The organism is Saccharopolyspora sp., from assembly GCF_017434145.1.
Classification (GTDB): Bacteria; Actinomycetota; Actinomycetes; order Mycobacteriales; family Pseudonocardiaceae; genus Saccharopolyspora_C; species Saccharopolyspora_C galaxeae.
The window spans coordinates 1-3,669 of record NZ_JAFRFW010000975.1 but is presented as its reverse complement, the minus strand read 5'-3'; the positions used below and the strand labels follow the sequence as shown (position 1 = coordinate 3,669).

Genomic DNA, 3,669 nt, shown 5'->3' with positions numbered 1-3,669 from the left:
GGCCGATGACCACCACCGTCACCGAGACCGCGCTGATGCTCGACGTGCTGACCGGGCCGGACAGCCGCGACTGGTCCGCGCTGGCGCAGCCGGCCGGGTCGTTCCTCGACGGGCTCGACGACGGCGTGCGGGGACTGCGGATCGCCTTCAGCCCCGATCTGGGGTTCGCCCACGCCGACCCGGAGGTGGCCGAAGCGGTCGCGCGGGCCGCCGAGGTGTTCACCGAACTCGGCGCCACCGTCGAACGCGCCGACCCCGGCTTCAGCGACCCGGTCGCCGACTTCCACGTGCTGTGGTTCGCCGGTGCGGCCAAGTCCGTCGAGCACCTCGGCGAGCGGCAGCGGCAGCTGCTCGACCCCGGACTGCGGGAGATCGTCGAACAAGGGCTCACCTACTCCGCCCAGGACTACCTGGAAGCCACCAACACGCGCATGGCCCTCGGCCAGCGCATGGGCGCCTTCCACGAGACCTACGACCTGCTGCTGACCCCCACGGTCGGAATCCCGCCGTTCGAGGCCGGGCTGGAGGCACCGGCAGGTTCGGACTCGCCGCGCTGGACCGGGTGGACGCCGTTCACCTACCCGTTCAACATGACCCAGCAACCGGCTTCGAGCGTGCCGTGCGGATTCACCTCGGACGGGCTGCCGATCGGGCTGCAGATCGTCGGCCCGCGGCACGGCGACGCCCGCGTGCTGCGCGCGTCGCGGGCGTTCGAGCAGGCCCGGCCGTGGAGCCGCCCGCGACGCTGAGCTCAGGCCGTCACCAACACCCCGGCGATGGTCACGCCGGTGATCAGTGCGGTCGAGGCCGCGCCCAGCACCAGCGCCTTCGGGCCGGTGCGCGCCAGCGCGGCCAGCCGCATCGAAGTGCCGAGCGCGAACAGCGAACCGGCCATCAACACGGTCGTGACCTGCTGCGCTCCCGCGAGCGCAGCGGGGGGCAGCAGGCCGGTGGTGCGCACCAGCATCGCGAGCAGGAATCCGATCACGAACCACGGCAACACCGGCGGGCGCTCGCCCGATCGGACGCGGATTCGCCGCGTCTGGCTCAGCAACGCCACCAGCGGCGCCAGCAGCACCACCCGGCTGAGCTTGACCACTACCGCCACCGCGACCGCCGCCGTGCCCACCGGCGACGCCGCGGCCACGACCTGCGCGACCTCGTGCACGCTGCCGCCGGCGATCCGGCCGTACTCGGCCGGGGCCCACCCGAGCATCGCCGCCAGTGACGGCAACAGCGCCATCGCGGCCCCACCGAACACGGTCACCATCGCGACGCTGGTGGCAACGTCCTCGTCGTCGCGGTCCACGACTCCTTCCACAGCCATGATCGCCGAAGCGCCGCAGATCGAAAACCCGGTCGCCACCAGCACTGACAATCCGCGCGAGACCCCGAGCAACCGACCGAACGCCACCGTTCCCACGTAGGTGACGACCACGGCCACCACCACAACGACCAAGGTCGCCGCCCCCAGGTGCAGCACTTGACCGACCGCGAGCTGCACGCCCAGCAGGACCACACCCACCCGCAGCAGAACCCGCGTAGCCCAGCGCAGACCGGGACGCACCGACGCAGGCACCGGAACGTTCCCCACCAGAACACCGAGCACCACCGCCGCGGTCAGCGGGCTCGCCCAGGACACCGCCGAGGCCAGCATCCAAGACAACGCGGTCGCCGCGGCGGTCAACGCCAGCCCCGGCAGCAACTGCTGCCAGGGCCGACCGGTTCGATCTTCTCGCGCAAGCTGCATGGGCACGAGCCTTGCGCCCGCGGCGCCCCAGCTGTAGCCGTGAGCAGGAGAGGTCGTCATAGCCGCAATGCATGACCGAGGCGAACTCGGCGCCGTGCTACCCAGGAAGGCACCATGACCGAACCCGACCTGCCGTCCTTGCGGCTGCTGGTGCTCGTCGACGAGCTTGGCAGCATCGGCGCCGCCGCCACCGAATTGCGGATCAGCCAGCCTTCCGCGAGCAAACGACTCAGCGGCCTGGAACGCGGCCTCGGCCTGCACCTGCTGGAACGCACCAAACGAGGTGCCACCCTCACCCACGCCGGAGCCACCGTCGCCGGATGGGCCAGGCACGTACTCACCGACGTCGACGCGCTGCTGACCGGCGTGCGGACCCTGCACGCGAAGCACGAGCAACGGCTTCGGGTCGCCGCGAGCATGACCATCGCCGACTACCTCGCACCGCGCTGGGTCGGCGAACTGCGCAACGCCTTCACCGGACTGCGCATGGAACTCGACAGCGCCAACTCCGCAGCGGTCACCGACGCCGTCCGGCACGGGCGCGCCGACCTCGGTTTCCTCGAATCACCCGAAGTGCCCGAGGGTGTTTCGGTGCGCTACCTCAGCCAGGACCGGCTGGCCGTGGTGGTTCCGACGTCGCACCCGTGGGCGCGGCTGCGGCGGCCACTGGACGCCGCGGAGCTCGCGGGCACGCCGCTGATCGTCCGGGAGACCGGCTCGGGCACCCGCGAAACGCTCGACCGCGCACTGGCGACGGCCTCGGTCACACCCGCCGAGCCGCTGCTGGAACTGCACTCGACCACCGCGGTCCGCAACAGCGTGGTGGCCGGAGCCGGGCCTGCCGTGCTCAGCATGATGGCGGTGGGCACCGACCTCGACGCGGGTCTGGTCGTGGAAGCACCGGTCACCGGGCTGGATCTGACGCGGCCGCTGCACGCGGTCTGGCAGGCCGGGCAGCGGCTCACCGGCCCCGCGGCGGCCCTGCTGTCGGTCGCGCTGCACCGGAGCTGACGAGCGTCGAGATCCACTCGATCCAGTGATGCGAACTCGAGTTCGACGGCGGCATGGTGGAGTCATGCCCGCAACGATCGCCACCACCACGCATCGCGCGACCCGCCCGCAAGCCTCGCACGACAGCCCGCCGCGCCCGTTCCGCGACGCCAGCAGAACTATCCGCAATGCACTTCCACGTGTCGACGTCGGTGCGGCACGGACAGAACGGGGAATGCCCGCGAGCCGGACCTCACTCGTCCACTTGGGACATCACGTGCTTGATGCGGGTGTACTCCTCCAGGCCGAAACGGCCGAAATCGCGCGCCGACGCGGAATGCTTGAACCCGCTGTGCGGCATCTCGGCGACCAGCGGCCGGTGCGCGTTGATCCACACCGTGCCCGCCTGCAACGCCTGCGACATCCGCATCGCCCGCGCGTGCTCCCGCGTCCAGACGCTGGCGACCAGCCCGTAGCGCACTCCGTTGGCCAACGCCACCGCCTCGGCCTCATCGGTGAAGCGCTGCACCGTCAGCAGTGGGCCCAGCACCTCGTGCTGCACCAGCTCGTCCTCCTGCTGCATCCCGGCCACGACGGTGGCCTCGTGGAAGTAGCCGCGACCGCCCTTGCGCCTGCCGCCTGCGACCACCCGGGCGTGCTCCGGCAACCGCTCGACGTGCTCGGCGACCAGGTCCAGCTGTCCGGAACTGTTCAGCGGGCCGAACGCGGCATCGAGGTCCTGCGGCGGCCCCGGGCGCAACGCGGCCGCCTGCTCCGCGAGCGCGGCCACCAGCTCGTCGTGCACACCAGGCCCGGCCAGCACCCGGCTCGCAGCGGTGCAGCTCTGCCCCGCGTCGCCGAACGCGGCCCGCGCAATGCCCCGCGCCGCGCGCTCGACATCGGCATCGTCGAACACCACCGCCGGGGCC

At 71.7% G+C, this 3,669-nt stretch carries 4 protein-coding genes; 2 read left to right on the top strand and 2 right to left on the bottom strand.

Features of this window, described 5'->3' with window-relative positions; translation table 11 throughout:
* Nucleotides 1-749 (top strand): amidase family protein (locus IJH84_RS26500; protein ID WP_295150296.1); only part of this gene is annotated, 749 nt, incomplete at its 5' end.
* A gap of 2 nt (nucleotides 750-751) precedes the next feature.
* Here IJH84_RS26500 and IJH84_RS26495 read toward each other — a convergent pair.
* Nucleotides 752-1,750 (bottom strand): putative sulfate exporter family transporter, encoded by a 999-nt coding sequence (locus IJH84_RS26495; RefSeq protein WP_295150293.1) that lies wholly within the window; start codon nucleotides 1,748-1,750, stop codon nucleotides 752-754.
* Nucleotides 1,751-1,864: 114 nt separating this feature from the next.
* On the opposite strand from IJH84_RS26495, the gene IJH84_RS26490 reads away from it, so the two are divergent.
* The gene (locus IJH84_RS26490; protein ID WP_295150290.1) at nucleotides 1,865-2,761 is read left to right on the top strand and encodes a LysR family transcriptional regulator; all 897 of its coding nucleotides are present in this window, start codon (nucleotides 1,865-1,867) and stop codon (nucleotides 2,759-2,761) included.
* A gap of 232 nt (nucleotides 2,762-2,993) precedes the next feature.
* Here the strand turns inward: IJH84_RS26490 and IJH84_RS26485 are convergent.
* A partial coding sequence (locus tag IJH84_RS26485; protein ID WP_295150287.1) for an aldehyde dehydrogenase family protein occupies nucleotides 2,994-3,669 on the bottom strand: 676 nt, incomplete at its 5' end.

What these genes read in the sequence shown, in the direction of transcription:
- IJH84_RS26490 (WP_295150290.1), top strand. Translation starts at nt 1,865, where the DNA reads ATGACCGAACCCGACCTGCCGTCCTTGCGGCTGCTGGTGCTCGTCGAC.
- IJH84_RS26495 (WP_295150293.1), bottom strand. Translation starts at nt 1,750, where the DNA reads ATGCAGCTTGCGCGAGAAGATCGAACCGGTCGGCCCTGGCAGCAGTTG.